We start from the raw sequence: 23,607 nt of genomic DNA on the forward strand, positions 1-23,607 counted from the left end.
AGCCTTGCCGGGCAAGCGGATCGGCCTCTCGTTACAGGTCGTAACCGATCTCGCGAGAGCGCTCCCGCACCCGAGGTCGGGCATTTCCACGCCCCATCGCGGCCAGCAGACGATCAGCTCGGCTGCGCTGCTTGGCTTCCGGGGACTCCTGAGGCCGACCGAAGTCCCTACCCTCCGGGGACGGCTGGACACGCTCTGTCGCGTGGTGCATCGACAGAGCTGTGATCTTGTGGACCCGAGTCCGCCACACCTCGGACAGGCGCTCCTTGGCCTGCGGGCCGAAGGACTCCCGGTCGATGTAGACGTGGCTGGCCTCCTCCGAGCGCGTCATGGTGCTGTAGCCGCGCTGCTGGTCGGACTGCGGAGAGGGGAGGACCTGGACCATCTTGGCCTGGCCGCCCTGCATCTTCTGGGCGTGCTGCGCGTAGGCCAGCCCGAGGGCCTGGGTCTTCTCGGACTTGTTGATCCAGATCGGCGGCAGCATCCCCTTGTCGGTCATCAGGTGGGCGAAGGCCCGCTCCCCGCCTTGCTCGGTCTGCAGAGCCATGACGGTGGCGGTCGTGCCGTTGGGAATGGACACCCCGCCCTTCTCAAAGTAGGAGCGCAGGAAGAGGACCTGGTCGCCCTCGCGCAGCGTCCAGCGTCGACCCTGCTCGGAGTCCTCCACGGTGTAGCTGTTGCCACCGACCTCGCCCCGACCCATCCGGTCGCGCTGGACGAAGCGGTTCATGGTGTCCACATCCTGGTTGGAGGTCTCGATGACCTGACGGATGTCAGCCGCCGCGTGCCCCTCATCTCGCCAGGCGCGGTAGTCCGCCATGACCATGGCCATGCGGTCCTTCTCGTCCTCGGTGATGTGGATGCGCCCGCGCTCCGCCAGGTTCTCCAGAGCAATGTCGGCACGGCCCTTGCGAATGAACTCGTAGTCGGCGATGTCGCGCGCGTCGGTCTGACGGTGAACGGCGGTCAAGGTGGCCGACCCGTGCTCGGCTACGGATTCCTGGTACCAGCCGGCCGGGCCGATCGGATTCAGCTGCTCGGGGTCGCCGATGAGGACGACCCGCCCGCGGCCGGTCGCCTTCAACAGCTCGGACAGCCGGTGGGTGTCCACCATGGCCGCCTCGTCGATCATCCACACCGTGCGATCGGTGACCTGGATCTTGCCCCGCTCGATGCGGCTGAGAATGGACTCGATGGACCCCGAGTGGTCCGCGTCGACCTTCTGGCCGAACTCCACGGCGGTCTTGTTGGCGACCGACAGGGCGATCACCTCATCGGCCCGCTTGCCTTCCCGCAGCACCTCGGCAATGGCTCGCGCCGTCGTCGACTTGCCGGCACCCGCGTAACCGTCGATGTGCACCCAGCCCGACGTGGAGACCGCACGGCGCACGGCCTCGATCTGCTCGCCGTCCAGGTCTACCGACTGCTCCGCGATCACCCGCTGGATGACGGCCTCTGGCACACCCAGCAGCTTGTCCTGCACCTTCTGACGGCGCCGGTCGGTGATGTACTGCTCCTTGTCCAGCTGCACCTGGGTGGTGAAGAGCGCGAAGCGGTCGTCGTTCGCCGGCCGCAGCACGATCAGCTCATCGCGCAGCTTTGCCTCGTAAGCCGCCAACTCTTCCTTGGTGATGCCCAGGTCGATGCTGCAGCGGATCAGCGACTCCTTGATGGAGGCCCCCGTGCACGCTGCTACGGTCGGCCCACTCCACTCGTCCTCCGGGCTGTTGAGCCGCGCCTCGGACAGCAGGAGACCCTTCGGGCCCATGAGCCGCTCGTGCAGGATCGCGAAGCGGTCTTCGCGCAGAGGAACACGCTCGCCCCTGGAGTAGAGGGGAGCTTCGAATCCATGACGACGGAAGTGATCGACCCACCGCGCCCGGTCGGGCCGGGCGTCCATGTCCTTGTCCTGCTTCTTCGACCGGGTGACCCGCATCATCTTGGCCACTTCGACTTCGGTCGGCTTGCGGCCGTGCTTGGCCTCGAAGTCGTTGATGAGCTGGTACTTGCGCTCGTGATTGGACGACGCGAAGCGGACCAGCTTCCTCTCGATCCCCTTCACCTCGAAGCTGATGTAGCCCTTGCGCAGCCGGTCGAAGCGGGAGCGGTCGTGCACCTTGCCCTCACGCTCGTAGCGCTTTGCCTCCAGGTCATTGAGGGGAGACCAGTCCGAGGTGTAGTCCAGCTCCACGCCCATGGCCTCCAGGCGCCGGGCGACCTCGGACATGAAGATGTCGTTCCGGTACAGCGCCGTGCGCTTGATGCCAGCTTCGTCGAAGGTGTACCACTTCCCGTCCACCTGGCAGCTGGTGAAGGTGAAGCAGTGGACATGTAGGTGCGGATCCACGACCCCGCCGCGCTCCTCGGTCGCCTTGTTTGGGCGAGCCGCGTGCTGCAGCGTGAAGGTGGACAGCAGGTCGGCCTTCATCGCCACCTGCGGGCTGGGTCCCGGCTTTCCGTTGGGCACTCGCACCCGGGCACCCATGACGTGATTCTGCACGCCCTCGGTCCAGGCGTACTTGGCCGAGTCCATGACGATCTGCGCAATGGCGTCCGCGGTCTCCTGATCCTTTGCGAGGGCAAAGGCCAGGGACACGGACTTGGGCACGGAGAACTCGATGTCGATGCCCGGGGTGGACACGGCCTCGCGGCCGATGACCTTGCCGTCGGCGTCCTTCACGTCCCGGCTACCGGCCTTCTGCCGGACCTTCTCGCCGTTCCACTGGCCCTCGAAGAGGTCCTGGAACTGCGCGTCGGAGATGCCCCCCTGAACCCCCAGGGTCGCCGCCAGAGCGCCCCCCACGTCCGCGAAGCCCGAGGTGGACCCGTCGGCGTAGTAGTGCACGTAGCGCTCCCCGGGCGTCCCCAGGTCGCGCTCGATCGTCACGTCCGGGTCCTTCAGGTACTCGATCCGAGCCGCTGCAGACCCCGCTGCCTTGAAGCTTGTCGTAGCCAACGGGATCACCTCCTGCATTACGGACCGTTACCTCGTGCGATGAGGCTAGACCAGTCCTGGCGGACTGTGAAGGACAGAAGAGAGCAGCCCAGTAGACGCTCAGCGCTTGCGCGCGAGCTTGTGACCAGCGGTTATGTCCCTTATGTGCCTCTAGTCGCCCCTGTTACGCAGTACTGCCCGCTGGATGCCGGAGCACCCGCGGGCAGTGACAGAAAGTAGTTGCACGGAGAGTCCCTCGGCCTAGTCCAGGCCGACCTCGGCGGTGGCCTTCTGAACGGCGGGAGCCACACCAGTGGGCTTCCAAAAGCCGTAGTACGAGGCGGTCGCTGAGACGAAGGCGAACAAGATCGCGTAGGCCGTCTCCACCACGGGGATGCCTGCGGCCGGGCTGGCGAGTGCCGTGCTGACGATGCCGGTGACGACCGACAGGACGGCGGTGCTCACGGCCTTGATCGCTGAGCCGGCACGGAGCTTGGTCACCACGCCGGTCACCAGCGGCAGCAGCAGGGCGACTGCCATCGCAAGAACGGTTACGTCGATGTGTAGTACTGAGTCCATTGTGTCTCCTTGGAATGGGATGACCCATTCTCCCGCAATTTGCCTCTAGTCGGGCGATGCGTTCTCGGAGCGCCCCGGGTGTCGGCCAGCGCCTGGTCCCCATTCCCGCTGACGCAGATACCCGCGGAGGAAAAAGACAGCGGCAATGACCGAGCCGAGAGTCAGCACTCCGCTGATCCAGCGGTCCAGGTTGGTGGTCTCCAGGCCGCCGAGGCGAAGCCCGTAAATGACGGCAACGCGAAGTCCTTGGACCATGAGGCTGCCGGTCAGCAGATACATCGACGTGGCAAGCCACCAGGCGCGAATGGGCGGCGTGAAGAGCTGGATGAAGCGGCCCATGCAGCCGGCGATGACCAGCCCGCTGGTGACCATGAAGACGTAGTAGAGCTGAAGCATGGTCATGGCCGGTGTTGTCCGGGGAACATCATGTCGAAGATGGCCTCGGCAAAGCCATTGCTCTCGCGCAGCTCTGCACTCCTGCGCGCTACCTCGTCGGCTTCGGATGCGATCTCGCGTGAGCGTTCGATCGACGCTTCCGCTTCATTCTTGGCGCGACTGAGGTCTGCCCGGTCCATGGAATCGTCATGCCGCCAGAACAACAGCTTCATCAGCGTGACCTTGGCGCCCGGTCGCGGATGGAGTTCAGCAGATGGTTGCTCGTCTTGACCTGCTCGATCAACGGGTTGACGGATTGCTCCAGCGTCCTGCGGGCCTCTTCGCTCATGCGTGCCACGTCGCGCCACTCGTCGCGCTGCGCCTTCATCTCGTCGTACTGCCTCTTCGTGACCAAGATGCCCGTGAGGACAGCAAAGATCAGGAAGCCCCATCCGCCGAGCGCCACCAGGCTCATGGTGAATGGACTCAACGAGTCCGGCGAGATCATAGGTCCTGCTGGTTGCGTGGCCTGTATTGCTGAGAGCACTCACGAGTACCTGACGGAGGCGGGGTGGCGTGGCCACACGGAATGGGTAGTGACCACATTGTAGATTTCACCTCGCAAGTAGCGCTGGCATGACTAGTTAGCCGAGCGTGCCCTTCGCGCGAAGCTCAGCGGCGCGCTGCGGCGAGAAGTCGTACCAGGAGCCATCGGTGCCCATGATGCGGTACCCCTCACCGTCGGCGTACGAGATGCGCTTGACACTGACAAAGGACCGAACGCCTTGTCGGTCCTTTTCCGGAATGTTCCAGTAGGAGCCATAGAATTGAGCGTCACCGAAGGCGTAGATGCCGCCGTCCTCAGCGAGCAGCCAGTGCCCCTTGCCGCTTGCGGTGCGAGCAATCGATACGAAGCCGTGTGGATTCTGCTGGCCACCCATGGAACCGAAGAAGGCAGCGTCGCCCGAGGTGATGACACCGCCACCCCACTCCACTCGCCACGAGCCGTTCAAGGTCGGCGTGTAGTCGGCGTCCATTACCGTGTTGAAGGCGGGCACGTTGTCCTCCGAGACTGTTGTCGGTACCACGACGGCATTCGCCTTGGTGTTGTTGAGTGGGGCCGATGCGAGCACTGTGCCTTTCGCGACGGCGACATGGATGTGGTCGAAGTGGTCGTTGTAGACGCCACGGTCCAAGTCGGCGATGGGATAGCGCCGACCGTTCTTCACGTAGAAGTCGGCGTGAGAGTGAAACAGCTCGGCAAGACTGGCGCTGTCCTGGGCGAACAGGTTGAAGATCGCCATCTTGCTGGCCGTCTTCGTGTCGCCAGTGTCGTCGCCGAAGTCGACTGCCAGCCCTTTCCCGATCTTGTCCGTCGCCGACGGCGTGGCCTTGCGCTCGTGGTAGGTGCCCACGGCCCGCCCGGGAGCCGACGAGGTGATGCTGGTGACGTGGCCGCCGAGCCCCGAGTTGGCGTGCTTGGCGACGATGCCGTCTGTTTCTTTGGACACTAGGCCTCCAGCCATCGTGCGAGCAGGGACCAGTGATCGAAGGCAGCGGGGCAGGCCATCAGACAGCCCTCGTCATCCACACGACGACTCGGGACTTCGGGATGATCGAGACCGGCTGACCGCCACCCGTCCGTCCGACGGTGCCGCCCGCCGTGGCTGGCTGAATGTCGATGCCGGTCGGCTCGGGCTGGATGATGGTCGGGCTGATGGCCTGGTTGCCGTACTCGGCGCGGGCTGCGTACTGCGTCGAACTCGCGGCCGTGGCCATGACCCGGAGGCCGTAGTCGTTGTTGACCCTGTGAGCGTGCTGGGGGTCGTTGATGCCGTGGTCGTGCGGAGCACCCGTGAAGGGGTGCTCGTGCGGAGCCAGCTGTGCCTCGGTGAGGGTCACATCGTCCCTACCGGTGACCGTGCCGAGCGCGACGCTTTTGCCGCCACGCAAGACCAAGCCGGTGTAGTCGGGCAGGGTGACGGTCGCGCCGCTGCCACCGATGAAGGCGGCCAGGCGGGGGATCAGAGTCCGTTCGAGGGTCTGGCCCTGGTAGGCGATGTAGCCAGGTGGCACCGGTCGCTGGGAGGGCCAAGGGAGCGGGACGCCGACGGGGACGATGGCGTCCATGGCCGCTTCGACTGACTGAGCGAGCGCCTTCAGGTCGCCTTCGATGTCGTTCGACGATGAGCCGTCCGGCCAGAAGAGCTTGAAGATGTTGGTGAAAGGCACTGGCTACTCCTGGTCGCCCGGCGGAAGGGCGGCACTCATATCGTCATAGGTCGGATATACCGTGACCAGCTGCCGGTATGTGAGGCCGGTTGCTTTCAGGTCGTTGTAAGACATTCCCGACGCCACTACGAATTGTAGATTGATGCCTGCCGGTTTTGCTGCCATGACCAATCGGCGGGTGAGGTCCGGGTCTGGCGTCTCGGACGCGAAGACGACCACCCGGATGCGGTAGGCCGAGCCGTCGCGCTCGAAGAGCTGCACGCGCTTGCGGCCGGTGAGGCTCTGACGAGCCGCGCCGCGGATGGCAGCCGGGGTGCCTCGCTGGAAGCCCGAGGCTTCGCGCAGGCGCAGGCGCTGACCTTCCTCGGTGATGCTGCCGGCTGCGGGCTCCACACCGACGAACTGACCGAGCCAGGCGAGTACGCCGAGCGGTGACCGATCAGCGTCGACCAGCGCCGACCAGCCGGGGTGTCCGTCGGCGTCCCGGATCAGGTCGTCGGTCTCCTGCAGGCCGCGGGCCAGCACGTCCACGAAGCGAAGCAAGCTCCAGTTGGTCTCCTCGTCCCGGGCGGTGAAGGGCAGCAGGCCTTCGTAGATCTCTTGGGCCACCGGGCCGACCTGGGGGCGGGCGTAGGTCGGCTTCTGGAAGGACAGCTGGCCGCGGCCCCTGACCGTGGTGAGGCCGTACCCGAAGAGCCTGACCGTCGTGGAGCGGATGTAGCCGATGGCGCTGGTGGTCACCGTGCCCCGACCACGCAGCAGCAGTGCCGCTGCCTGGTCGCCCACCTGCAAGGACCCCCGTGCCCCGACCGTCGTCACGCCCCGTCCCCGCAACTGGACGGGGATGCGCAGCTGACCGCGTCCGCTCATTTTTACGGTGCCAGTGCCGCGCAGGTAGGCCGTGAGGCGCGGGCGCCCCGACCCGGTGAGGGTCACCCTGCCCGTGCCGGCGAGGGCGACGGCGTTGGGCGTGGCCGCCTTGTCGGTGTACCGCTGCATGAGTCCGGCCATGGTGGCCGAGGCCAGCGCGGCCAGGCCGGTGCCGAAGTAGGTCTTGTCGGTGGTGCGCCGTGAGTACAGGTACTCCAGGCACGCCGAGGCGAAAGCCGAGTTGGACGGGTCGGCGAGGGAGGCCACACCGATGGCCTGGACGAAGGCCAGGTTGTTGTAACTCTGCGTCGGCAGACCGTTCAGCTCGTACTCGGCCTTGAAGGCCGCGGGATCCCCGCCGGTCTGGCTGCGGGCGAAGGACGCCAGCTTGTTAGCCGCCTTGCGCGCGAGCTCGTTGGCTACCGAGGGGAAGTTGAGGTACTCCAGCAGGACGCCCCAGGGGTGCCGGATGGCGTTATACGACCACTTGTAGGAGGCGCCGGGCACGACTTGGCCGGTCCGGGTGGACTCGTCGGGCACCATGCCGGTGGCGTAGGTGCGGTCGAAGTAGCCCTGGGCGATGGGGTAGTTGGTCGCGATGAACGTCTCCCAGCGGGGGTCGCTGTCGAGGACCATGTACTCGCGCAGGTGGCCGGGGCGGAAGTAGTCGGCCATGTAGCGGTCGTCGGTCTTGTTCCACTGGTCGCCGTTGAGCATCACGTGGGCCGGTGCCTGGTTGGCGGGCATGAACTCGTACGCCTTGATCGCGGCGGTCATGGCCTTGGCGGCGGCGGCGTAGTTGATCGCACCGTTGCTGCCGAAGATGCGGTCGGCGAAGATCAGACCAAGGGCGATGTCCTTGTCACCGTCGGTCGCTCCTCCCGAGCCGGTGACGTTGCCGTTCTTGTCGACCGACCAGTTCATCAGGCCGCGCACGTTGAGGTAGCGGCGGACGTAGGCCCACAGCGCGTCGAAGCGGCTCTTGGCGAGCGCGTCGTACACACCGGTAGGGAGCTGCGGGTTGCCGTAGATCGCGCAGAGGATGAGCGCGTAGCCCATGCCCTCGGACACCGTGCCCCCCTCGGTGCCTGCTGCTCCAGAGACGGGGTCGCGCTGGTCGGGGCGCTTGATGCGCATCTCACCGGGACGGCAGCCCTCGGTGGTCAGGCACAGGTCCATGAAGGCGTCGTAGATGGCCCGTGAGTACTGCCGTGCCTTGGTGACGCCCATGGACGGCGGGGCGGCGGCGTCGTACCAGTCCTTGACGATGGCTCCGGCGGTGCCCGGAGTGGGTGTCGTCGGGTTGCTCGGAGTGGTGCCCGAGTCCCGTGCGTAGATCGCCGCGGAGTCGATGGTCAGGTTGAAGGGCTGCGGGGTCGATGACGTGCGCGCTGCGATGGGGGAGCCGGTGCCGAGCACCAGGGACATGTCCAGACCGAGCGCTCCCGCTGGCTGCTTCGAGGTGTCGCTCAGCTGCCAGGCCTTGCCTCCGTCGACGTAGAAGACGATGGCGGCGGGGGTCCACTCCACGGTGAGAGTGTGCTGCACGGTGAGGTCCAGCTGCACCGTCGACTGAGTCACCGTGGCATTGGTGTCCCGGACGTAGAAGATCACTTCGTCCGCTCCGCCGTCGCGGTGTGTGAACAGACCGATGGCGCCGTCGGCGTAGCTGGCGCTCTTCAGCTCGATCAGCGGTCCATAGCCCGGTCCCCGGTCGATCTTGGCCTTGACTTCCCAGCGGCCGTACTTCTGCAGGTTGGCTGTCTGGGTGAGGCCGCCGACGAAGTCGCCGGTGCCGATGACCTTGAGGGCGCCGTCGGCGACGATGGCGGCCTGCCCACCGGACACGGCGGGGGTGCTAATTACCGAGTTGCGGATGATGTGCTCCACTTGCGCGGGCCACACGGTGCCCGCGGGTGGCTCGGTGCCCAGGTCGGACGGGATCCAGTCGCCACCCTGGTTGTACGGGCCGTCGGACTCCCCGGGGACCTTGCACCAGATCCAGCCGTGACGGCGGCGGACGCCGTCCAGGCCGTTGGGGTTGTATCGAGATCGCGCGCCCAGGGCGATGCCGGAGGGGTTCTGCCAGTTCTGCGGGTTGGGTGGGGTCTTGGCGCCGTTGCGGGAGGTGTCGATGACGAAGCCGAGCTTGCCCTTGATCACCCCGTACTGGTTCTCCAGGATGTCGATGGTGCCGTTGGCGTGCGCTTCGCAGTCCAGTGTCGGGCGGAAGTTCGAGATGTTTTCGTTGATGCCGTCGCAGTCGGCGACGCCGGCCTGGGCGAGCACGGCGGCCATGTCGGCGGACCCGAGCCACTGCGAGTGTCCGTTGTCGTGGTAGACGCGTGCGTTGATGCACTTCTGGCGAATGCGCGTCACCGTCCAGCGCATGAGGGTCATGCGCGCGTCGAACTCCGCTTGGCTGATGCGGCCCTCGCGGAGCATGCCGAGGACCTGCGGCAGACCGTCGGGCTCCAGCAGGATGACGGTGTAGGCGTTGCCGATGGCGTCCAGCTGCTCGTCGATCCACTGCTTGTACTGCGCCTCGTTGGCGGCCCCGCCGGCCGCCGCGCCCCCGTAGTCGCGGCTGACGATGTTGTAGAAGATGAAGACGTTGCGCTGCCCCAGCGCTGTGGCCGCCTCCACGACGCGCCGCGTGATCCCGGACCCCAGCGGGATCCAGTCGACCGCGAGCCACTTGGCTCCCGGGGTGGCGACGATGTAGTCGACGCCCGACACGATGACGGGATCACTGAACTGACTGCGGATGGTGCCGACGGTGTTGTCCGGGTCCGCCCACAGGTGCCAGCCGTCGGTGGCCGGCTGACTGCTGCCACCCCCGGCGCCGTTGCTGTAGGGGCGCCAGCGGTTGGTGTTGAGCGAAGATCCGGTGAAGTCGTCGAAGTCGACGAGGGAGAAGCCGCTGGGCGCCGTGGGTGTGGTCGGCGTCGGAGTGGTGGGCTGCTCCACCTCCGGAATCGTCGGCGCCGTGGTGGTCCCGGCCAGTCCGGGCTGCATGATGCCCGCTGCCAGCATGGAGGCCATGGCGGCGGTGGAGACGCTGAAGTAGTTCTGCTCGTTGTCGTTGGCCAGCCAGGTCATCCCGTCGGCTGTCCACTGCGACAGGCTTGAGTCGGTCAGCCCACCGATCGTGTACGCCTGCATGTAGGTGGCGTTGATGTACGGGGTGCCGTTGCCGCCGACGTAGGAGTAGTCCATGGCAGGTTCGGCCTGCTGGGCGGCCACGTTGCCGTTGGCGCGCTCCTTCTGCTTCGTCGCCAGGCGCATGGGCATGTTCTTGGCCAGTGCGTCAGTGTTGGGGCCGTTCCAGACATAGTCGGCCGTGATGCGCCAGGGGTAGCGCGTGTTGTTGTAGCCGAACTTGGCCTCGCCGCTGGGGGAGCCGTCTTCCTTGATGTCGGTCTGCAGACCGTAGGGGTTGGACTTCGCGCCGCTGTAGAAGGTGCCCAGCGCGAGCGGGAAGTTCCTGGCGATGATGTCCAGCCAGCGGGAGTCCCCCGTGTGCCGGTAGAACTCGCGGAACCAGCCCGGTGCGAAGTAGTCGGGGTAGTAGCTGTAGCCGACGGACTCGTAGCCCCAGTAGTCACCGTTGACGTAGAGGTTGCCGCGACTGCTGTAGCTGAGCGGGATGATCTCCTTGGCGAGGATGGCGTTGATGTACTTCGTCGCCTCGGCGCCGTAGTCGATGCCCGTCGCGTTGCCCCACAGGCGCGAGGCCCACACGAGCGCGAGGGCGATGTCGAAGTCGCCGTCGCTGGCGCCGCCGCTGCCGCGCTTGGTGCCGTCGGGCCCGATGTACCAGTGCATCAGGCCGTTCTCGTCCAGGTAGTACTTCACGTATCGCCAGAAGCGGTCGAACCAGGTCTTGGCCTCAGGGTCGTAGATGCCGGACCCGAGTTGGGAGTTGCCGAAGCCGACGGTGGCGAGCATGCCGTAGCCCATGCCCTCGGACACCGTGCAGTTACGGACGTTCTCACCCCCGAAGCCCTGATCGGGTGCGTAGACACGAGCCATGCCGGCGGTTGGGACGCCGCTGGTGGTCCAGGTGAAGGCCTTGAACTTGTCGTAGCGGTTGCGGGCCTGCTGGCGCAGCAGCGCGAGGCTGGCGTTGGGTCGGACGCCGTAGGGGTACCAGTCGGCCAGGGTGATCCCGGTGCCCGCTGCCCCGGAGCCTCCCGAAGACCCATCGGTGCTGCCGGTGGACCCGCCGCCAGTAGCGGTCACGGCGTTGTCCCACGTCGACACGCTCGCGTGCCGGGTGCCTGTCCACGCGTACGTGTTGCCCGGGGTGTTGATCGTTGGCGCTACGTCTGGGGTGTCCCCATCGAAGTAAGGCTGCACTGCCGTACCTGCAGAAAGCACGAAGTTGGTGAACCACACGCAGCCGTGGCTGGTGACGCCGTATGACCCGAGGCCGAAGCTGATCTCGATGCTCTGCCGAGACGACAGGGTGAAGGTGAGAGAGTCTCGCGTCCACGGCCGGTTGGCGGTGTAGTGGCGCTGGCCGTAGACGGTGGACGCTGTGTTGCGCACGTACAGGTGGCCGTTCTCCACCAGGCCGTTGGTCTGCGCCTCCCAGCGCAGGGTGTACGTGCCTGCATCAAGCTGGCCGCGGAAGACGAAGGCTCCGGCATCGCCGGACTGGCCGTCGTAGAAGAACAGCTTGTAGGTGGTGCCGCCGTTCGGCCCCTCGGTGGGTTGGCGCTCCAGCTTGAAGTTGTTGTTCCCGCCGTGAGTGACAAGACCGGCGAGGTTCAGGCCCGCCCTCGGGTTGGGGATGAGGTTACGGACAATTGGCACAGCGCCCCAATTACTCCGACTCGAAGATCAGCGCGCCTGCAGGCCAGATCACCGGCTGGTTGGCCGGGATATCGATTCCCCCACCCGGGAAAAGGTGCGCTTCCAGGATGATGCCCGTGCCGGTCTGCGCCGTGTTGGTGCCCCATCCCTTGGCGTTGCCCCAGGAGGCCGTGCTGGTGCCCTGGTTGATGTCGCTGGTGTTAGCAACGAGGCCGGTGCCGTTGGGTGTCGGGAAGGCTGAGCTGACGTTGACGCGGTTGTAGCCGCCGCCGGCAACCTCCACGCCACCCGTTCCGTCTTCGTTGGGCATGACGGTAAAGATCATCAGCCAGGGGGTGATCGGCAGTGTGATGCTGAGCGGTTTTCCGAGGCGGAGCTTCAGGATTTCGTTCTCTAGGAAGTTGAGTGCAGACACGGGCTCAGCCTTGTTCGACGGTGATGTTGACGGTGCCAGCCTGCACAAGTGCGGCGACACCCTCCAGAAAGATGTTATCGGTGGGGTTCACGAGAGCATCGACATAGTCGACGCCCGGGACATTGGAAAGGAGCTGGACCAGCTCGTTGTAACGGACCACCACGTCCCAGTCCCATGAGGCGGGGCTGAGGTAGGAGCGCACAGCAGCAGCGGCGTCCGCGCGCACGGCCTCCACGTCGAAGCCGGGGAAGGCCTTCAGGGTGGCTGTCACATCGACCGTGGTGATCGACGGGTTGATCGCGTAGACGACGAAGTTGGCCTCTCGCTGTGACTCGAGCAGCGCAGTCACGGCATTGCGGACGACCGTGCCGACCGGGTTCCCCGCAGGATCGACCACGGCGACCGAGATGGTCCGCTCGTTGTCCATCCGGCCGTTGGCCGGGCTGTAGCCGTCGATGGCGAAGGCGCGATCCACTCCCGGCACATCGAGCGCGAGCGTGGCGAAGTCTTGCGGAACGATGGGCCGCGGGGCCAGCAGCTTGAGGCGGGCCTGGAGGCGGTTGAGGTACTCGGCGTCGGTCTCCGCGTCCTCACCGCCCACCGGCAGGGTGGTCGATGTGACGGACTTGACGAAGGTCAGGGCGTCCATGAGCTGCAGGGGCCCGATCGGCAGGTTGTTGTACGCCTCGCCCGGCTGGACCGACTCCACGTTGATGTACACCTGCGAGAAGCCCGCCGGCACCGTAGCGGTGCTGAGGGTGCGGAAGAAGGCGAAGGTGTTGTTGCCGAGCGCGTAGCCGATGAGGGTGCCACCGGGGATGGAGTACCCCGAGTCGTCGGTGACCTCCCAGCTGGTCCGCATCCGGGCGTACGCGGCGTCCACGGGCGGGACGTTGAGCATGGTGCGCCCGAAGTCCCGGTAGATGCTCCGCGGGACCCGGCTGGCCACGTCTCGGTTCTCCGCGATGGCGCGGCAGATGACCTCGATCATGGCCACGTCGAGCTGCCCCTCACGGGGTACCCAATCGGGGAAGACCGCAGCCATCGCTTGCAGGGTGCGGGCCGCCAAGGCGCTGGAGTCGGTACTGAGGGCGGTGAAGGCGCCGTCGTCGCCTACGTCGATGTAGCTCACAGCTGGTCCCAGGTCATGCCCATGTCGTTCCAGGTCAGGGTGCCCAACCCGTTCCAGGTGACGCCGACGGGCAGCGAGCCATCGTCTTCGCCGTCATCGGGGACGCTCGGCGTCGGGGTGGTGATGGCGATCCCTCCGCCTGGGGTGTCCAATACCTCGATCAGAGGCCGAACGCTGACGGTCACCCGCCGGATCGACGGGTCGATGGAGTCGACAGCGGAGTCCAGGGTCACCTCCGCCCGCGGCTCCCAGTCGCCGAGCTCGTTGGCGATGGTGTCCAGCGCTTCCTGCGCCGGAGCACCGAAGGCCATGTCGGGAATGCCGAATGTCGGTGCCTCCAGACGGTGCCCCTGGGGAGTGCCCATGTACGTGGCCACGCACTGGCTGATGTCCTCGTAGGAGTCCTGCTCCACCACCGCAGCGCTGCCGCCGAGGCCTATCTGGAAAGGAACGCGCAGGTGAGGGATCGCCATACGGTCACGACTTTACTTGCCAGCCGATCAACCAGGCGGGATTGCTTTCGCTGCCGGTGAAGATGACCAGGCATTGGTCGCCGGGCTGAGGTGGCTGGTCGCTGCGAGTGAAGGGCATCGGGCCGAAGAAGAAGTCGGGAGAGAAGCCATCGAGCGTGACCCGCGCAGTCGTGGCGGTCACGTCCAAGACTGTTCCGGACACCGGGCCGATGGGTCGTGACCGCTTGCTCTTGTTGGCACCGCCGGACAGGTAGGTGGTGAAGGCATCGCCGAGGTCGCTCATTCGCTCCCCAGAAGCAGTAGCGGAAGCGGGTTCACTGGCGACCCCAGCTTGCGGATCTCAAAATGCAAATGCACCCCAGTAGCGGTGCCGGTCTGCCCGGCACCGCCGATGATGTCGCCCTTCTTGACCGCCATGCCGTTGCGGCACCGGATCCGGTTCAGGTGCCCGTACCGGGTCTCGTAGACGAGCGGGCCTGCGGCCTTGGTGCCGTTGTGCTTGATGTAGACGACGTTGCCGTAGCCGCTTTGCTGGCCGGCGAAGGTCACCACGCCATCGTGGCTGGCCGTGACGGCCTGGTTGAGGCTGGCGTTGATGTCGATGCCCTGGTGCTGGGAGCTGGCGCCCTTGGTGGGGCTGGAGCGTGCACCGAAGCCCGAGTTGATGCGGTGGTCACCGCCGATGGGCCAGGCCCAGAAGTTGGAGGTCGGTGCTCCCGCACCCCCGGTGACGGTGGTCCCGGCGCCACCACCGGCCAGGTTGGCGAAGTAGTTGGCATCCAGGCCTGCCTCGGCCGCGCCTGCGGCTGGCTCGGGTGGCGGGTCAGGCTCGGGCAGCTCGGGCTCGGGGAACTTGATGGTGACCGAAGACTGCTCGGCGAACAGGTCGCGCTCGATCTGGGAGACGAACCACTTGCCGTCGGCGGGTCCGAGGTCGAACAGCTCCACGGTCGTGCCGGCGGGGGAGTCCCAGCGGCTGGTGATCAAGTCGTAGGTGCCCTCGGACATGGGCTTGCCCACGTCCCAGTCGAAGTTGACGAAGCCGATGCCTGCGGAGAACTCGCGCACGTCGTAGACGGCGGGACCATTGACGTAGGCGGAGTCCGGGCCGAGGTTGAGGGTGCCCTTGTCGACGTAGCACCGCCAGTTGATCTCGGCGAACCAGCGCTTGATCGCTGTCCAGGTGTCCTCACGGTTGTCGTCGGTGATCTCGGATGCCTTCTCCCGCGACGTGGCGGGTATCCGGGAGGCCCCACCGGAGAAGTAGTCCTCGACGATGCCCGAGGCAGGTTCGGAGCTGCTGGTCTCAGTGGCCACGGCGGTCAAGGTGCCGCGGGCTAGCTCGGTCTTGACCCGCTCGGTGTTGTTGTTCGACACCGCCACGACTGCCCACGGGATCTCGCTCATGAGCTCGCGCGCCGCCTCCACGCGGGTGACGCTGCCCGCGGCGAACTTCCGCGGCTCGTTGTGCCGACGCATCTCGGCAACCAGCAGGTCCTCCATGGTCAAGGTCAGGCTGTCACCGTCCTTGTCCACCCCGGCTAGCTCAAAGGAGTGGTCATCAACCTGCGCTGTGATGCGCTTGGAGAGCATCCCGGACTTCAGCAGCGTCCGCTCCGGGTCGAAGATCCGCAGGCTGAGCGTCGATGCTCCGTCCGTGGTGCGGGTCACCGAGGCGGACTCCACGTTGCGCCCGATGTCGGCGACCTGGCCGCCGTCGGCAATGAGCGTCATGCCGTCGGGTAGGAAGTTGAGGTCCTCCATCAGGCAGGCACCTTGAGGACTTGGCCCACCTTGAGGCTTCGCGGATCACGGACGCCCGACGCGTTGGCAATGTCCTGCCACCGGGCTGAGGAGCCGTACATCTTCTGCGCGATGCCGCTCAGGGTGTCCCCGGCCTTCACGGTGTACGTGCGCTCCCCGCCCGACGATCCGGTCGATGCTGCCGCTGGCGGTGCTGCAGCTGCCGCGGGGGAGCTGTTGTGCACGACGACCTGAGGCGCGTTGTGCTGGCGGAAGGTCAGCGTCATGGACTGACGACACCTTCGCCCGTCGTCGCGGTACTCGTCGTCGTCCTGGTACTCGATGCCCACAAGAATCCAGGCGAGGTCGGTGCGCTTGACGTTGGGGCCGGCGAGGCGCAGCACGTCGGGGATCTTGGGCGTGGGGATGCGCCGGTCCTCGATCAGCTTGATGATCGGCTCGATGTCGCCGTCGGGGTACTGGTCGATGGCCACGTCGATGGTCTGCTCGAACAGCTCCACGCCCGAGAAGTGGGTGTAGGCGTACGTGCGGGGACGGTCGATAGAGTCCCACACGGCGCCGCCAGCACTGATGTACGGCGCTCGCTCGCCCAGGTCCACGGAGATGACGAACGGGCCAGTGGCCAGGAAGATGCCCAGCTTGCTCATGCCCGGGCCAGCTTGCCCTTGATCTGACGGACGATGATGTCTGCCGTCCGCTGCGCGTTGAGCACGTCGGAGCCGGATACCCGGATGGCGCCGTCTTCGAAGATGACCGAGGGACCCATGGGGGACGGGCCCTCGGGCAGGGGGTCGACACGGGCGCCCTTGGGCAGCGAAAGCAGCTCCGGGCCGCGCTCGCCGACCCAGCTCATGCCCGGCTTGCGGGTGATGCCGCCCTTGGCCTGACCCGGGTACAGCGGCTTGGCGCCGAAGAGGCTGCGCAGGTCGTTGCTGATGCCTTGGATAGCCTTGGGTGGCCCGCCGTCCTTGCCGGTAACCGTGTCAACGGGGTTGGCCACGGCGTTGGCGGTGGCGCCGGCGAAGCCGACGACCCCAGAGACGATGTTCAGGATGCCCTTGACTTCGTCGAGGGTGTTGACGACGCTATCCAGCAGCGGGTCGATGACCGGCTGCAAGGCCACAAGCAGGTCGGTGATCCCCCTGATGATGTCGACGGCGCCCACGAAGATGTCGAAGATCTTGGGACCGGCGTCCTGAAGGAAGGGCCAGACCGTGCCCACCCACAGCGTCTTGACGTTGCCGACGATGTCCTGCACGTCCTCCCAGATGGAGACCAGCCGCCCACCTGAGCCGGTCCGGTCGTCCAGCAGGGACACGACGCTGTCGAAGCCGCCCTGGCGGTACATGAAGAGCATCTCGGCGCCGAGACCCTTGATCTGCGGGTAGGCACCCTTGGCGCGGGCGGTCAGCTTGACGATGCTCTTGCCGAGTCGGTCGAAGCCCTTCTCACCGATCCGGTTCACATCGGGCATCACGTCGCGTGCCAGGAAGTCGCGCATGGGTGTGAAGGCGGTCGCCATGCCCAGCTTGGCGCGCTCGCGGAAGTTGGCGATCTGGCCAAGGAAGGTCTTGGACTGGTTGTCCATCGCGTTCTGGAAGCGTGGGTCGTTGGCGAGGCCCTTGGTGATGATGTCGGCGGCCTGGGTGCCGGAGATGAGGCCGTTCTCGGCGTCCTTGCGGATCTGCGCGATGGTCCGACCCGAGGCTTGGGCGAGGTAGCCGTAGGCGTCCACGCTGGCGTCGGCCAGCTGCCCGATCTCCTCCAAGCTGAGGACGCCATTGCGGCGCATCTGCCCTAGGGCTCGCGCCATCGCCTGGATGCCCTCCTCCCCGGTGTTCAGGGCGGCAGCGGCGTTACCGAACGCCGTCAGGGTGGGGATCACGTCCTTGGCGTCGTAGCCCACGGCCATGAGGTACTGCGAGGTCTTCTGCAGGTTCTCTAGGTCGAACGGCGTCCTGAGCGCCATGGCTTGCAGCTGAGCCATGAACGCTTCGCCGGCCTGCGCCGACCCCAGCAGGGTGTTGAAGCCGACCTGCGCCTGCTCCATGGCGCCGGCAGTCTTCAGCCCGAAGACCGACGCGGCGATACCCGCTGCTCCGAGAGCAGTGGCCGCTCCACCGACCGCCTGTGCGCCCGCTACGGCCCATCCGGCGACCTTGCCGAACGCTCCTCGAGCGCGGTCCAGGGCCGATGACGCACCGCCAGCACTGCGTGCGGCCCGGTCCGATTCCTGGCTGATGCGGTGGATGGCGGCGGCTGCGCGCTCGGCGTCGCGGCGGAACCGGGAAGCTTGTTCAAGGGTGAGCCGTACGCCTACTTCGTCGTTTTCAGCCACAGCTAGCCCTTGCGCTTACCTTTGCCCCGGCGACTACCGCCAAAGACCCTGCCTACAGCATTGCCGACAGCGATCCCGATTGCATCGATCTCCTGCTGCCGCCGTTCGGAGTCCATCGCCAAGGCCTGCTCGATCACTTCGTTGAGGACGCGCACCTCATCGGCAGGTGCTTTGAGGTAGGTGAGGGGGTCGGCTCCCAGGATGAGCGCCACCGCTGCGGACTTGACCCCAGGGTGGCTGGCTATTCCCCCTGGTAGTCGTCCTCAAGGTCACGCAGCTCCAGGCCCGACCACTGCAGGAGCTGGGCAGCGTGTGCCATCAGGTCTCCGTCGATGACGAAGAGCGCTCGGCACACCGCGATGGCTCGGCGGTCCGCCACACCCAACATGACGGCCAGCTCCTGGCTGCCGAAGCGCAGCGGCTCGCCGTCCTCGCCCTCGGTCAGCTGGCGGCCGTCGTCAGTGGTGATGGTGATGCCGGTAGCGCAGGACACGAGGACCTGGGCGTTCGCGTCCAGAGCCGCCTCGGAACGCTTCTTCTTGCCCGCCTTGTTGGCCTCGCTGAGGCTGGAGCTGTGCTTGTCGATCTCGCTCCAGTCGGCAGGGCGGTAGGTCACGCTGATGCTCGGCGTACCCTTCTCGCCCCATCCCGGCACGTTGAGGGTCTTCTTCTTGGCTTCGACCAGCTTCTGACGCGCGCCGGCCAGGTCGGCGAAGACCGACGAGTCGGTGCCCATCAGCCGACCGACCCGTCAACGGAGATCATGGCTTCCCACATCTCCACCTCGTTGCTGTCGGAGTCGACCTCGCCGGGAGTGACGCCCGAGAGAATGCCGGTGTAGACCTCAGCGCGTCCGAAGGCGTTGCCATCCAGGTCCAGCGCTTGCTTGCTGATCACCACGCGCGCCTTGCCGACGCGGGAGTACATGTAGCGACGCAGCTCCACGTCGGCGTCCTCGTACGGCTTGCTCACCGTCACGTCCTCGGTCGACGACGGCGCGCCATAGGCGCGCTGGGGGCCCATGCCGCCGCGGCGGCGCTTGACCGGGTCGGAGGTGACGCCACTGCCCGTGAAGGTGTCGAAGGTGATCTGGCGTCCCTCACAGGACATGGTCACGAGGTACTGATCTTGACGGCCTGGCATGCGTGTCCTTGGTGCTACAGCGCGATGTCAGCGCTGGTCTTGACGATCTCAATAACGACCAACTCGGCGGTGGGCGACATGCGCAGGCTGAGCACCGCGTGCAGCTCACCGTTGGCGATGGTGGTGGGGGTGTTGACCTGCTCGCCGACGTTGACCAGGTAGGCCTCGTCTGGCGTCTCGCCGAAGAGGGCGCCTTCGTTGTAGTAGCGCAGCAGGACACCGGAGAGCGCGCTGCCGAACTCGGCGAGCAGCTGGCCGCGGCCGTCGACCTGGCGGAAGAGGAAGGTCTCTGCCACCGTCTCGGCCTCCGCGGTGATGGCCATGCGTAGGCGCTGGTTGGCCAAAAAGCTCCAGGCGTAAGCATCGGTGCCCGGTTTGGCCAGGGTGCGGTAGCCGTACAGCGTGACCCCTGCGGGCAGCTCGCGGAAGACGTTCAAGCCGTTGGTGTTCAGCGCCTCGCGCTCAGCGTCGGACCATCCGGACTGCGTCAGGCCGACGACGTAGCGCGCACGCCCGCTGACGCCGGCCGCAGCGTTGTTGGCCGAGCGGGTCTGGTCGTTGCGGGCCATGAGCGCCGCGGCCATCGCCGTCGGGGGCACCTGGCGGGTGGTGCCACCGAGCAGACCGGGAACGACATGCCAGGGACCGAAGAGGGCTGCGTATTCATCACCCTGCAGGCTCTGCGCCTCGGTGCCCGCCGCGGTCGCCGACGAGGTGTCCGTGTCGTCCAACAAGGCGATGCGGTTGTGCTCCTTGGCGTGCGTGCGCAGGGCACCGCGCGTGTTGGTGGAGGTGGCTCCGGGAATCCAGACTTGCCCCGGACCCAGGCCACGAGTGAAGCGTGCCAGGGCAGTGCCGCGCGTCACGTCGTCAACGGCTGCGTAGTCGTCGGCACCGCCGGTCATGTTGGCGGCTGCGACGACAGCCGGGTCCGCGCCGCTGGCACCGGTGGGCAGGCTGACCGCTGCCCAGCTGGAGCTGTTGGACCAGTTGATGGCGTCGGTCACGCTCGCCAGGGACGGGGAACGCTCCACGCCGAACTCCGGGTTAGCGATGACCAGCGCGAACTCACCCACGGCCGCGCCGGCCGTGACTGCCACAGTGACGCCGTTCCACCATGCTCCGGCGTTCTTGGCATCGACCCGAAGCGACGGGTCACCGTCGGCGTCGTTGAGGGTGATGCCAGCGAGCGCTGCGGCCGGTCCTGCGACGCGCTGCACGTAGGCCGTGCTGCCACCCTCGCGGAAGTAGGTGTCCAGGGCATCCCACAGCAGCGACTCGGTGATGCGCGCCCCGAAGTATGTGCGGAACTCGGTCATGTTCCGGACCAGCTGCGGCGAGGTCAGGGAGCCGCGCTGGGCCGGCCCGACGACGAACGAGGTGCCGGTGTCGACACCGTTGCCGCGACCGGGGGACGAGGCCCGTGAGGTTACTTCGACGCCTGGACGTGGACTCACTTGGCGGCCTCCTTGCTCTTGGCCTTACCCGTGGTCGGTACTTCGACCAGGGCGCCTGCTTCGATCTTGCGCGCGAGCTCGTCGCTGCGGTCGACATCAGCCGTCTGAGCGGTGCCCAACACCGGACCACCAGGGACATCTACTGGATATGGGTGTGGGTTCTGCACCTTCACAGAGGCTTCTTTCGCGTATGGATGTACGTAGCCGTGATGTCGACCAGCGGGTCGGGATCAACGTCGGGTTCTTGCAGGCCGGATCGAATATCGACGATGCCGTCCACGTGTACGCCTAGCGTAACCGTCGCGGCCCCCAAGGTGCGGGAATCCTCTGTCGGTGCATCGTCGTAGCTCTCGTCCAGCAGGTCGATCCCCGAGCTGATGCCTCGCTGGAGCACTCCCTCGCTGAGGTACGGCAGTGATTGGTGCTGCATCATGCATGCCCGCCCGGCGGCGGCGTACAGCTCCGCCAGCTCGCGTGTGGTCTCTCGGTCGTGGGACGCAACGACGAAGCCGACGCGGATGTCGAAGACGGCGTTCAGCGACTTCGACTGGATGGTGGGTGACCCCAGGAAGCCGGGGGAGACCACGACCAGCGCAGGCAGCTGCTCGCCCGCCCAGTTGTCGACGAGGTCGCTCATGTGCCACGACTCGGGCGCCGGCAGGGCGTCCCGGGTACGCCCGGAGGCCTCGGCGATCTCGGCCAGGTAGGAGGGGAAGAAGGTCTGCAGCGTCGCGGTCACGTTGTGGCGGACGTTCGCGCCCGTGACGATGCGGCCGTAGGCGCTACTCATTGGGGTAGGACTCCACGACGTGGCGCTGCACCGTACGCAGCATGGACTGTTGCTGGCGGCGGGTCAGGTCGACCACCTTGCGCTGCGCCATCCGGCGGGTGCCTTCCTGGTGGAAGCGCGCCTTGGGGTCCTTGGTGCCCATGAAGATGGTCTTGCCGGCGTCTTCGACACGCAGGATCCCGTCGCTGCTCCTCTTGTTGGTCAGCGACTTCCTCAGGTCCTGCTTCTCTTGCAGGATGCGCAGCTGGCCGCGGACGCGGCGCTTGGACGCCAACGTCGACGGCTTCAACGGCGACCACCGGCCGCTGGCTCCGCTGGAGCCCTCAGTGTTGAACAGCGAGCGCTCGAAGCCGCGGAACTGATCGTACAGGTCGTCCTTGATCGGCGTCAGATCGAGCGCCACGTCAGGCCAGCGGCGTAGGTGGTACTCCACGTCCTCGATGCCGTCGGCGGAGAAGCGGAGAGCTACCACCGGACTTGGCCGATGGGCTTGCAGTTGACCGGGAAGCCAAAGGCCGGGAGCTTGTAACCGTCCTCGCCGGTCGGGTCCTCCCCGGACTCCTCGGTGACCCGGGGCAGCGCCGCCTTGACGCCCTGGTCGTACAGCTCCTTGAGCCGGTCGTAGGGCGATGAGTCGGTCTGGATCTGCTCGGGGAAGTACGACAGCTCCACGGCCATGGCCGCGCGCAGGGCCACGAGCTCGGCTGCCGCTCCCTCCACGCCAGCCGGCACCGTGCCCCCGAGGGCCGCGCTGACCGTGGCCACTGCCCGGTCGATCAGCTGGGAGACGGCCTCAGCTGTCGGACGCGTGCGTGTCTGGTCTGCGGCCAGCTCGGACGTGAAGGTGCCCTGCTCCCTGCCGTTGCGGTCCTTGGTGCGCGCACGCAGGAGCGCTGCGACATCGGCCACCGTGGGTGCCCAGGTGACCGCCACGGACTAGGCCTCGAGCAGCTTGGTGAGGCCTTCGACGACACCCTTGCGGGCGTCGTCTCCCTTGGCCTGCTCACGCGCCAGCAGGTCGGCTGCCTCGTCCTTGTGGTCCTCGGCGTACGCCAGGACCTGACCGACGTTGCCGTCCAGTGGCTCAATCGTGCGGGTCGTCGGCGAGTCGATCGTCGCGCCTTCAGGGAGTGAGGTCAGCTCAGGACCATGCTCCCCGGTCATGACACCGGAGGGGTACAGCGGGTCGATCACGGGTGGCTCTGCGGCCAGCGGGTCGATCGTGGCCGGCGTGTCGTCGTCGGTGACAAAGGCGCCGAGCTGGTCGCCTCGGGTCAGGTAGCGACCCTCGGGGATGTCGACCGTCTCACCCTTGCGAGCGGTGACGAAGGTGCCGTTCGCGTTGACGTAGCCGAAGTAGATCGACTTGATGGTGCGCTCGGGCATCAGAGGCCGTCCACACCCGTCAACTGCAAGACGGCGTTGGGGTTGGTCACGTAGGCCACCGGACGCGTGTCGGTCTGGAACCAGGTCTCCTGGGTCTCCGGCTCACGCCACGACTCGGTGCTCAGCGCCTTCTCCACGCGGTACTCACCGACCTCGCCCGACGCAACCAGGTAGGGCTTGCCCTGCGGAACGCGCGGGGAGACTCGGTAGCCGTTGGTGAAGCCGACCAGAGACAGCGCGTCACGAAGCTTTGCGGCTTCGTATTGGAAGAAGGCCAGCAGCGACAGCTCTTCGTTCTCGTTGATGAAGAGAGTGTCGTACGTGATGCCGGTCTCGTCGGTGATGGCCTGCTTGCGGGCGAGGGCCAAGTCGGCGATGGGCGTGTCACGCGGGCCCGTGGGGTTGGAGCCGTTCGGAATCGCGGTCGTCCAGTCGTTGCCCGGCACCTGGCGGCTGTGGGCGACAACGGCGGCGTTGAGGATGGCGACGGTGTAGGCGTTGGTCGCACGGACGATGGTGTTGCTGACCTTGCGAGCGTGTCGCGTGATCAGCTGCACGTCGTTGCGCTCGCGCGCCTCGTCCGTGACGAAGAACTTGCCACCCCACTTCTTGGGGACAGCGACCTTGGGCTCGCCGCGGCTGGAGGTGAGGATCGGGAACTCTTCACCGGGGGCGACGGCTTCAGCGTCACGGTCGGTGTAAAGGTCGTTGCCGTCGACTTCGTCGTACACCACAGCGCCACCGGATACGGCACCGGCGCGCGTGAAGACATCGTCGATGAAGAACAGGCTGGCGGTGAGGTCACGGACAAGTGCGGTGACGCGCGTCGGCTGGTTCGAGTAGGTGTCAACGGTGATGGCACCGTTGTTGACGGTCGGCGTACCCAAGGGGTGAGCG

25 protein-coding genes are annotated in these 23,607 nt (G+C 66.5%); all 25 read right to left on the reverse strand.

Going from position 1 to position 23,607, the window contains the following annotated elements:
* Nucleotides 1-31: 31 nt before the first annotated feature.
* A complete protein-coding gene (locus GTQ99_RS00125; protein WP_166613711.1) occupies nucleotides 32-2,887 on the reverse strand; it encodes an AAA family ATPase in 2,856 nt (951 codons plus the stop codon).
* 309 nt (nucleotides 2,888-3,196) lie between these two features.
* Complete coding sequence (locus GTQ99_RS00130) at nucleotides 3,197-3,475, reverse strand: hypothetical protein (RefSeq protein WP_166613712.1); 279 nt, start codon at nucleotides 3,473-3,475, stop codon at nucleotides 3,197-3,199.
* Between the two features lie 84 nt (nucleotides 3,476-3,559).
* The gene (locus tag GTQ99_RS00135; protein ID WP_166613713.1) at nucleotides 3,560-3,916 is read right to left on the reverse strand and encodes a hypothetical protein; all 357 of its coding nucleotides are present in this window, start codon (nucleotides 3,914-3,916) and stop codon (nucleotides 3,560-3,562) included.
* Complete coding sequence (locus tag GTQ99_RS00140; RefSeq protein ID WP_166613714.1) at nucleotides 3,913-4,122, reverse strand: DUF7620 family protein; 210 nt, start codon at nucleotides 4,120-4,122, stop codon at nucleotides 3,913-3,915. Before GTQ99_RS00140 ends, GTQ99_RS00135 begins: the two co-directional genes overlap by 4 nt.
* Complete coding sequence (locus GTQ99_RS00145; protein ID WP_166613715.1) at nucleotides 4,122-4,397, reverse strand: hypothetical protein; 276 nt, start codon at nucleotides 4,395-4,397, stop codon at nucleotides 4,122-4,124. The genes GTQ99_RS00140 and GTQ99_RS00145 overlap by 1 nt, the downstream gene beginning before the upstream one ends.
* A 136-nt stretch (nucleotides 4,398-4,533) precedes the next feature.
* Entirely contained in the window at nucleotides 4,534-5,400 is an 867-nt protein-coding gene (locus tag GTQ99_RS00150; protein WP_166613716.1) for a hypothetical protein, read from the reverse strand.
* Nucleotides 5,401-5,458: 58 nt separating this feature from the next.
* Nucleotides 5,459-6,121, reverse strand: coding sequence for a tail fiber protein (locus tag GTQ99_RS00155; protein ID WP_166613717.1), 663 nt, complete (start codon nucleotides 6,119-6,121; stop codon nucleotides 5,459-5,461).
* Between the two features lie 3 nt (nucleotides 6,122-6,124).
* Entirely contained in the window at nucleotides 6,125-11,812 is a 5,688-nt protein-coding gene (locus GTQ99_RS00160; protein ID WP_166613718.1) for a glycosyl hydrolase family 8, read from the reverse strand.
* Nucleotides 11,813-11,822: 10 nt separating this feature from the next.
* The gene (locus tag GTQ99_RS00165) at nucleotides 11,823-12,227 is read right to left on the reverse strand and encodes a phage tail fiber protein (protein WP_166613719.1); all 405 of its coding nucleotides are present in this window, start codon (nucleotides 12,225-12,227) and stop codon (nucleotides 11,823-11,825) included.
* 4 nt (nucleotides 12,228-12,231) lie between these two features.
* Entirely contained in the window at nucleotides 12,232-13,359 is a 1,128-nt protein-coding gene (locus tag GTQ99_RS00170) for a baseplate J/gp47 family protein (RefSeq protein ID WP_166613720.1), read from the reverse strand.
* Complete coding sequence (locus GTQ99_RS00175) at nucleotides 13,356-13,832, reverse strand: GPW/gp25 family protein (protein ID WP_166613721.1); 477 nt, start codon at nucleotides 13,830-13,832, stop codon at nucleotides 13,356-13,358. The genes GTQ99_RS00170 and GTQ99_RS00175 overlap by 4 nt, the downstream gene beginning before the upstream one ends.
* A gap of 4 nt (nucleotides 13,833-13,836) precedes the next feature.
* The gene (locus tag GTQ99_RS00180; protein ID WP_166613722.1) at nucleotides 13,837-14,115 is read right to left on the reverse strand and encodes a hypothetical protein; all 279 of its coding nucleotides are present in this window, start codon (nucleotides 14,113-14,115) and stop codon (nucleotides 13,837-13,839) included.
* Complete coding sequence (locus GTQ99_RS00185; RefSeq protein ID WP_166613723.1) at nucleotides 14,112-15,596, reverse strand: M23 family metallopeptidase; 1,485 nt, start codon at nucleotides 15,594-15,596, stop codon at nucleotides 14,112-14,114. The genes GTQ99_RS00180 and GTQ99_RS00185 overlap by 4 nt, the downstream gene beginning before the upstream one ends.
* Nucleotides 15,596-16,243, reverse strand: a complete 648-nt coding sequence (locus GTQ99_RS00190) for a LysM peptidoglycan-binding domain-containing protein (RefSeq protein WP_166613724.1) — start codon at nucleotides 16,241-16,243, stop codon at nucleotides 15,596-15,598. The genes GTQ99_RS00185 and GTQ99_RS00190 overlap by 1 nt, the downstream gene beginning before the upstream one ends.
* Nucleotides 16,240-17,934: a tape measure protein gene (locus tag GTQ99_RS00195; RefSeq protein WP_166613725.1), complete on the reverse strand. Its 1,695-nt coding sequence runs from the start codon at nucleotides 17,932-17,934 to the stop codon at nucleotides 16,240-16,242. Before GTQ99_RS00195 ends, GTQ99_RS00190 begins: the two co-directional genes overlap by 4 nt.
* A gap of 2 nt (nucleotides 17,935-17,936) precedes the next feature.
* On the reverse strand, nucleotides 17,937-18,146 hold the full coding sequence (locus GTQ99_RS00200) for a hypothetical protein (protein WP_166613726.1): 210 nt from the start codon (nucleotides 18,144-18,146) through the stop codon (nucleotides 17,937-17,939).
* 29 nt (nucleotides 18,147-18,175) lie between these two features.
* The gene (locus GTQ99_RS00205; RefSeq protein WP_166613727.1) at nucleotides 18,176-18,670 is read right to left on the reverse strand and encodes a VOC family protein; all 495 of its coding nucleotides are present in this window, start codon (nucleotides 18,668-18,670) and stop codon (nucleotides 18,176-18,178) included.
* Nucleotides 18,670-19,050: a hypothetical protein gene (locus GTQ99_RS00210; protein WP_166613728.1), complete on the reverse strand. Its 381-nt coding sequence runs from the start codon at nucleotides 19,048-19,050 to the stop codon at nucleotides 18,670-18,672. The genes GTQ99_RS00205 and GTQ99_RS00210 overlap by 1 nt, the downstream gene beginning before the upstream one ends.
* Nucleotides 19,051-19,091: 41 nt before the next feature.
* Nucleotides 19,092-20,396, reverse strand: coding sequence for a phage tail sheath protein (locus GTQ99_RS00215; RefSeq protein WP_166613729.1), 1,305 nt, complete (start codon nucleotides 20,394-20,396; stop codon nucleotides 19,092-19,094).
* A 134-nt stretch (nucleotides 20,397-20,530) separates the two neighbouring features.
* Nucleotides 20,531-20,707, reverse strand: coding sequence for a hypothetical protein (locus tag GTQ99_RS00220; protein ID WP_166613730.1), 177 nt, complete (start codon nucleotides 20,705-20,707; stop codon nucleotides 20,531-20,533).
* The gene (locus GTQ99_RS00225; RefSeq protein WP_166613731.1) at nucleotides 20,704-21,324 is read right to left on the reverse strand and encodes a hypothetical protein; all 621 of its coding nucleotides are present in this window, start codon (nucleotides 21,322-21,324) and stop codon (nucleotides 20,704-20,706) included. Before GTQ99_RS00225 ends, GTQ99_RS00220 begins: the two co-directional genes overlap by 4 nt.
* Entirely contained in the window at nucleotides 21,317-21,757 is a 441-nt protein-coding gene (locus GTQ99_RS24545) for a phage virion morphogenesis family protein (RefSeq protein WP_166613732.1), read from the reverse strand. The genes GTQ99_RS00225 and GTQ99_RS24545 overlap by 8 nt, the downstream gene beginning before the upstream one ends.
* Nucleotides 21,758-21,789: 32 nt before the next feature.
* Complete coding sequence (locus tag GTQ99_RS00235) at nucleotides 21,790-22,044, reverse strand: hypothetical protein (protein WP_166613733.1); 255 nt, start codon at nucleotides 22,042-22,044, stop codon at nucleotides 21,790-21,792.
* A gap of 216 nt (nucleotides 22,045-22,260) precedes the next feature.
* On the reverse strand, nucleotides 22,261-22,710 hold the full coding sequence (locus GTQ99_RS00240) for a hypothetical protein (RefSeq protein WP_166613734.1): 450 nt from the start codon (nucleotides 22,708-22,710) through the stop codon (nucleotides 22,261-22,263).
* Nucleotides 22,710-23,597: a major capsid protein gene (locus GTQ99_RS00245; RefSeq protein ID WP_166613735.1), complete on the reverse strand. Its 888-nt coding sequence runs from the start codon at nucleotides 23,595-23,597 to the stop codon at nucleotides 22,710-22,712. The genes GTQ99_RS00240 and GTQ99_RS00245 overlap by 1 nt, the downstream gene beginning before the upstream one ends.
* Nucleotides 23,598-23,607 lie beyond the last annotated feature (10 nt).

Source organism: Kineococcus vitellinus (assembly GCF_009906315.1).
Lineage (GTDB): Bacteria > Actinomycetota > Actinomycetes > Actinomycetales > Kineococcaceae > Kineococcus > Kineococcus vitellinus.

Excerpts from the sequence above, each read along its gene's own strand:
- GTQ99_RS00215 (WP_166613729.1), bottom strand. The coding sequence starts at position 20,396 with ATGACCGAGTTCCGCACATACTTCGGGGCGCGCATCACCGAGTCGCTG.
- GTQ99_RS00135 (WP_166613713.1), bottom strand. The coding sequence starts at position 3,916 with ATGACCATGCTTCAGCTCTACTACGTCTTCATGGTCACCAGCGGGCTG.
- GTQ99_RS00225 (WP_166613731.1), bottom strand. The coding sequence starts at position 21,324 with ATGAGTAGCGCCTACGGCCGCATCGTCACGGGCGCGAACGTCCGCCAC.
- GTQ99_RS00145 (WP_166613715.1), bottom strand. The coding sequence starts at position 4,397 with ATGATCTCGCCGGACTCGTTGAGTCCATTCACCATGAGCCTGGTGGCG.
- GTQ99_RS00180 (WP_166613722.1), bottom strand. The coding sequence starts at position 14,115 with ATGAGCGACCTCGGCGATGCCTTCACCACCTACCTGTCCGGCGGTGCC.
- GTQ99_RS00185 (WP_166613723.1), bottom strand. The coding sequence starts at position 15,596 with ATGGAGGACCTCAACTTCCTACCCGACGGCATGACGCTCATTGCCGAC.
- GTQ99_RS00190 (WP_166613724.1), bottom strand. The coding sequence starts at position 16,243 with ATGAGCAAGCTGGGCATCTTCCTGGCCACTGGCCCGTTCGTCATCTCC.
- GTQ99_RS00130 (WP_166613712.1), bottom strand. The coding sequence starts at position 3,475 with ATGGCAGTCGCCCTGCTGCTGCCGCTGGTGACCGGCGTGGTGACCAAG.
- GTQ99_RS00205 (WP_166613727.1), bottom strand. The coding sequence starts at position 18,670 with ATGGGCACCGACTCGTCGGTCTTCGCCGACCTGGCCGGCGCGCGTCAG.
- GTQ99_RS00140 (WP_166613714.1), bottom strand. The coding sequence starts at position 4,122 with ATGAAGCTGTTGTTCTGGCGGCATGACGATTCCATGGACCGGGCAGAC.
- GTQ99_RS00175 (WP_166613721.1), bottom strand. The coding sequence starts at position 13,832 with ATGGCGATCCCTCACCTGCGCGTTCCTTTCCAGATAGGCCTCGGCGGC.
- GTQ99_RS00240 (WP_166613734.1), bottom strand. The coding sequence starts at position 22,710 with ATGCCCGAGCGCACCATCAAGTCGATCTACTTCGGCTACGTCAACGCG.